The organism is Bartonella sp. AD328YNZD (assembly GCF_042196425.1).
Genome location: NZ_JBHIQG010000176.1, coordinates 1 through 5241, shown reverse-complemented (window position 1 = coordinate 5241; position 5241 = coordinate 1). Strand labels below are relative to the sequence as shown.

At 37.1% G+C, this 5241-nt stretch carries 4 protein-coding genes and 1 pseudogene; 1 reads left to right on the top strand and 4 read right to left on the bottom strand.

Annotated features, from left to right (window positions below; translation table 11 throughout):
- Nucleotides 1-69 (top strand): annotated as a pseudogene (locus ACFIO3_RS08455) (peroxiredoxin); the annotation flags it as partial.
- A gap of 873 nt (nucleotides 70-942) precedes the next feature.
- Here ACFIO3_RS08455 and ACFIO3_RS08450 read toward each other — a convergent pair.
- From ACFIO3_RS08450 to pyrF, 4 genes are all read right to left on the bottom strand, one after another.
- The gene (locus tag ACFIO3_RS08450; RefSeq protein ID WP_375607234.1) at nucleotides 943-1476 is read right to left on the bottom strand and encodes a replication protein; all 534 of its coding nucleotides are present in this window, start codon (nucleotides 1474-1476) and stop codon (nucleotides 943-945) included.
- Nucleotides 1477-2066: 590 nt separating this feature from the next.
- A complete protein-coding gene (gene hisS / locus ACFIO3_RS08445; RefSeq protein WP_375614708.1) occupies nucleotides 2067-3551 on the bottom strand; it encodes a histidine--tRNA ligase in 1485 nt (494 codons plus the stop codon).
- A 42-nt stretch (nucleotides 3552-3593) separates the two neighbouring features.
- Nucleotides 3594-3851: a hypothetical protein gene (locus tag ACFIO3_RS08440; protein WP_375610618.1), complete on the bottom strand. Its 258-nt coding sequence runs from the start codon at nucleotides 3849-3851 to the stop codon at nucleotides 3594-3596.
- A gap of 49 nt (nucleotides 3852-3900) precedes the next feature.
- Complete coding sequence (gene pyrF / locus ACFIO3_RS08435) at nucleotides 3901-4746, bottom strand: orotidine-5'-phosphate decarboxylase (protein ID WP_375607231.1); 846 nt, start codon at nucleotides 4744-4746, stop codon at nucleotides 3901-3903.
- Between the last annotated feature and the right edge of the window lie 495 nt (nucleotides 4747-5241).

The window sequence follows — 5241 nt, the reverse complement described above, 5'->3', positions numbered from 1 at the left end:
GATAATTGTGCAACAGATCCTTACGAAGTTTCTTCACCACAAAATGTTTTAAAAGCCTTGAAAAGCTAATTCCAACCCCGAATCGTCCATTTAAACAAAATTTTACGACACAAATTTCCTGAGCAGGAAAGTTTGTGTCGTTTATTTTTTGCAACATCTATTCGTGAAAGCAGACCCTATAAGTTTATTGTGTGCCTTCTGTGAGAAAAGATTAAAGCAATAATTTTTTCAATAAATATTTTATGTTCTAACGGCTTTGTAAAAGCTTGAAAAATTGCTGATGAAAAATCTGGCCCCGTTGTGGTACTAAAAAATCAAAGAGTTAAAAGCTGTTGCACGCTATCAAAAAATGCTGATGCAATTGCCAAATGCGCAAATTCATGCAAAACTCTCTCGGAAACATCAAGGATTAACATATAGATAAACTATGCAAAATCAACGCTGAGCTCCTCATGTTGAGAAAAACTTTATGTTGAAAATGGTTTGATTTATAATTTCTCATATTAAATGAGAGGAGCCGAATATCATAAGATTGTTTTATTTTATCCCTTCTTATATTGAATCCCTTAAAACTATTTTTTTGCTCATTAGCAAGTGGGATTGGCATATGAATAAACCATTAAAAAGAGTGAAAATGCTTCTCGTAAATGCTTTCAAAGGCGAAAGCTGTGAACATTAAGACTGCAAGGTACACAAAAGCATCAAGAGAGAAAATACAGATCAAACATTTGTTTGAAGAGGCGCACAGTTCAAATTGAGTTATGTCTCATAAAAAATAATCAAACACGGCATAAAAACAGCTCTGCATAAAGAACCGTTTATAAAGAAGATTCAATCAAAACAAATCCCGCAAACATTCCAATTCACATACCATAAACAAACTCATTACTGTTCTCATAGCCATTTATTCTAAGCTTTTATTTTTCTCTAAGAGAAAAACGGTTAAAGGAGTTGTTTATTCGGGTATTCTACCGTAAAACGTGCTTCTATCTCTTCCTCTTCATCGAACTCAAAATCTTCATCACATTCAGGAAGACCAAAAATATCTGGATTGATGAAATAACAATCTTTTTTTGTCCCCTTCGCTACAATTTTATTTGTTTCTAATTCTTTGATACCTTCTTTAAAACTTTCAAAATTAAGATATTCTGGTTCTTGAATTGAAAGATCGCAAGTCAAAAATTCTTCAAGAATATCAAGATCCAATGTTATCTGATCAAACCATAAATCCACATTATCCCCCTCATCTAACATTTTCCCTAATTGCCACAACATCACAAAAAATGCTTTCATACCATTAAATGATAACCCAAAAATCATACGCCGACATGACGAGGCGCCTGAAAAGGTAATTTGCGGAAGATCTTCAAATCCGAAATTTGAAGGAGGAAGTTTAAATGATTTTCCAATATTCTCAGGTCTTTCAAGAATAAAGGGATTTCGTTCATAGAGCAGAGTAAAATCATATTGGACCATTTTCATTTCTCCGTTAAAGAATTGATTTTATGAAAAATGCATATTATCAGTAGGTTACCATTATAGCAGCTTACAATTCATCCAAACATGCTCCTGTAAAAAATTGTTCGATTTAAGTCATTCCATTGTTTTTTGAAGCTTAAAAAGTTTTTTAGGATAAAACGCTCTAGTTCTCCCTCCTTTTGCAATAAGGCTAGATTTTGTAATGTCCAAGAAGAGAACATCAAAGGATTTGATACTCATAGATGAGAATTCAAAGATGAAGCCAATATAAACTGTCAATATTTTATAAACTTTTTCAGAAGCATTACGTGAAACCCTTTAATTTTCTCAGAGTTTTTGTTCGTTACTATTTTTTTTGCACATTTTAACGCATTATCATCGCATCCTCAGAAGGGCACATTTTATAGCGAATAGCGCTTACTTTTATCTCTTAAAAAATCTCTCTTTTATGCCGCACGCACTTCAAAACCCCACTTTTGAACGCGTGTGCCAGCACGTATAAACGAGCAAAGCACAAATTTCAAAAATTGAATCTCAACTTTTCCGAATATTTCAGGTAATCCTTTCGATAAAGACTTTTACCATTATCACTTTTGGGTAGCTAAAATATTCTGTACCGTTTTGACCAATTGATCTTCATCAACCGTCACTTGTGCTGGTCGACTTTCACGCCATGTTTGATTATCTTTGATCTCATGAGATAACCGCGCCCCTTCAATCAAATCTTTAATCTGTATTTTTCCGCTCTCACGTTCTTGTGAGCCTTGGATAACCACACAAGGCGCTTGGCGTCGATCCGCATATTTCATCTGCGCTTTTATCCCCGATGCCCCCAAATAGAGCTCAGCACGAATTCCCGCACCACGCAACTGCATCACCATTTTTTGATAACCAGCAACCGCCTCTGGCTCTTTATCCATCATCAGCACCACAACCGGCCCTGTTGTCTCCTTCATAGGCAACTTTCCAAGATTTTGCAAAGCAGCGATCAAGCGTGAGACCCCGATTGAAAAACCTGTTGCTGGAATGTTTTCACCACGAAAGCGTGCCACCAATCCATCATAGCGCCCACCACCACCAACGGAGCCAAAAACAACTTTCTGCCCATCATCATTGAAAACATCAAACAGCAACGTAGCCTCAAAGACAGGACCTGTATAATAATCCAGTCCACGCACCACCGATGGATCAATCTTGATACGATTCTGAAAACCATTTGCGGCAAAAATTGCTTGCATTTCCTCAAGCTCACGAATTCCCTCACGCCCTTGAACATGATCACCAACCACTTCTTTAAGAGCCTCAAGCGTTTCTTCTGCTGTTTCAGCTCCAGCAGCAGTTAAGGTAAGAATACACTCAATCTCTTTATCCTTAAGCTCCGCCCCTTTTGTAAAGTCACCACTTTCATCCAAACGCCCTTTTCCCAAAAGCAAACGCACCCCTTTAGAACCAAATTTATCCAGTTTATCAATTGCTCTTAAGACAGTTAAGCGCTTTTCAGCCTGCTCATTTCCCCCCAAACCAATTTTCTCTAAAACGCAATCGAGAATTTTTCGGTTATTCAGACGAATGGCATATTCATGATGCTGAAACCCTAGTTTTTCCAAACTATCGGCTGCCATCATACAAATTTCGGCATCAGCTGCTACCGTTGGTGTTCCAACAATATCCGCATCAAACTGCATAAATTGCCGAAACCGCCCTGGACCTGGTTTTTCATTGCGAAAAACAAAGCCAAGACGATAACTGCGATAAGGTTTTGGCAAAACTTCAAAATTCTCTGCAAAATAACGAGCAAGAGGAGCAGTCAGATCATAGCGCAAAGACATCCATTGCTCATCATCATCTTGTAGCGAAAAAACGCCCGCATTTGGACGATCTGAATCCGGTAAAAACTTACCCAGCACATCTGTATATTCAAAAATTGGTGTTTCCAGTGCTTCAAAACCATAAAGTTCATAAACTTCACGAATTTGCGCAATCATTGTTTCAGTTGCATACAACTGTGCACTTGTACGATCAACAAACCCACGGGGTAAACGGGCTTTGGTTTTTTCTTGTTTTGATAACATATTTTTCTCTAACAACAATATATATTCACCGATAACGTGTGTCTATCTTATAGAAACAAACGCTGCAATACCTTTATCAACTGGAAACTGGTAACAATATGCATAAGCTTTTGCTTTTAAAAGATGCAAACCTTTACCCTTAAGGCAATCTACTGAAAATATTTGCATTTTCAATAGGAACATAGCCCCCCACTCAACATGAAATGCACGCTTAACATTCAATGAAAAGACATCTGTGCTTGTTGAAAGAAACCACAAAGCAACTGTTGATTCTGGATAAATCGGAAACATCCCCCTCAAAAGCCCTCCCTCTCAGAATTCTTCAGATTTATTACAGATGCAAAAATCCTCAAGACATCAGTGTGCTTTGCGCTTGTTCTGCAAAATGATTGATAACATTTTTTAAATCAACAATATTTCGTCCAGCATCTGTAATAGAGCGTGATACAGAGGGAATAACATTCTGCCAAAGTCTTTGTGGAAATTGATTTGCTAGTTGTGTCATTGTTCCACCTTGGGTGCCAATACCTGGAACGAGAAACAGACTACTGTTTAACTGCTCAATTGTATCTTTTGATTCAGATCCTAATGTCGCTCCTATAACCGCACCTATGGGGCCAATATTATGATGGAGAACCGAAGACTGACTATTATAATCACAAATACACTGTGCAAGATGAAGAGAGAGTGTCTGGTCACCAATAAGCGCATTTCGTATTTGTTTCCCCTCTGGATTAGAAGACTGAACCACTACAAAAACCCCTGCTCCTGTTTCTTCAGCAACCTTTATCAGAGGAATAAGAGCATCAAAACCCAAAAAAGGATTAATTGTCATGGCATCAGCTTTGAACGCACTGCTTGAACCAAGCCAAGCCTTACCATAGGCTTCAGCAGTAGAGCCAATATCCCCCCTTTTTGCATCCGCCAGAACCAATATGCCTTGTTCGTGTGCATTTTCAATCAGTTCTTTCAGAGCTTGAAGACCTTCCACACCATATAATTCAAAAAATGCGACTTGCGGCTTTATAATACCTACTTTACCCACAACTGCTGTTAAGAGAATATCACAAAAATCTTTTAGACCTTTATAATCAAAGCTTAGTTTCCACGATTGCAAAACTTTATGGCTCGGATCAAAGCCAATACAAAGAGGTCCATAGATTTCACGATTTTTAAAAAAAGTTGAACGAAACATTTTATATCCTAACAAGGTCTCTCTTTAAACTTTTTGATACAATCAAAAAGAAAAGCATTTGTCAAAAGAATACAATAGCGAAAACACAAAGAAAGAGCTCTCTATACAAAGTGTGCTTTTATTCATGAAACATAAATATATTCCCATTCGTAACGCTTATCATATGTTTATCGACCAAGACGTTGTCATGAGATAAAAATTCAAATTTATGAAAGAATATAAACAAAAAAGCATCCATATTATTATGACCTCATAAAGCCCTATAAGCGTACCTTGTCGTTTTCACACCCTTTTTTATGATCAACAAAAACTCTCTATGAACGCGCTTTAAACAAAGTTTCAAAAGAAAATGCCCCACCATGATGATCTCGATCTTAACTTTAGATCTTTCCTATTCCTTTTTGGAACATAATTAGCAAAAAGGCATTGTATCTCCAGCATATTCAAGGAGATAAAACATGGAAACTCGCATTCCTGAAGACACACCATTCGATA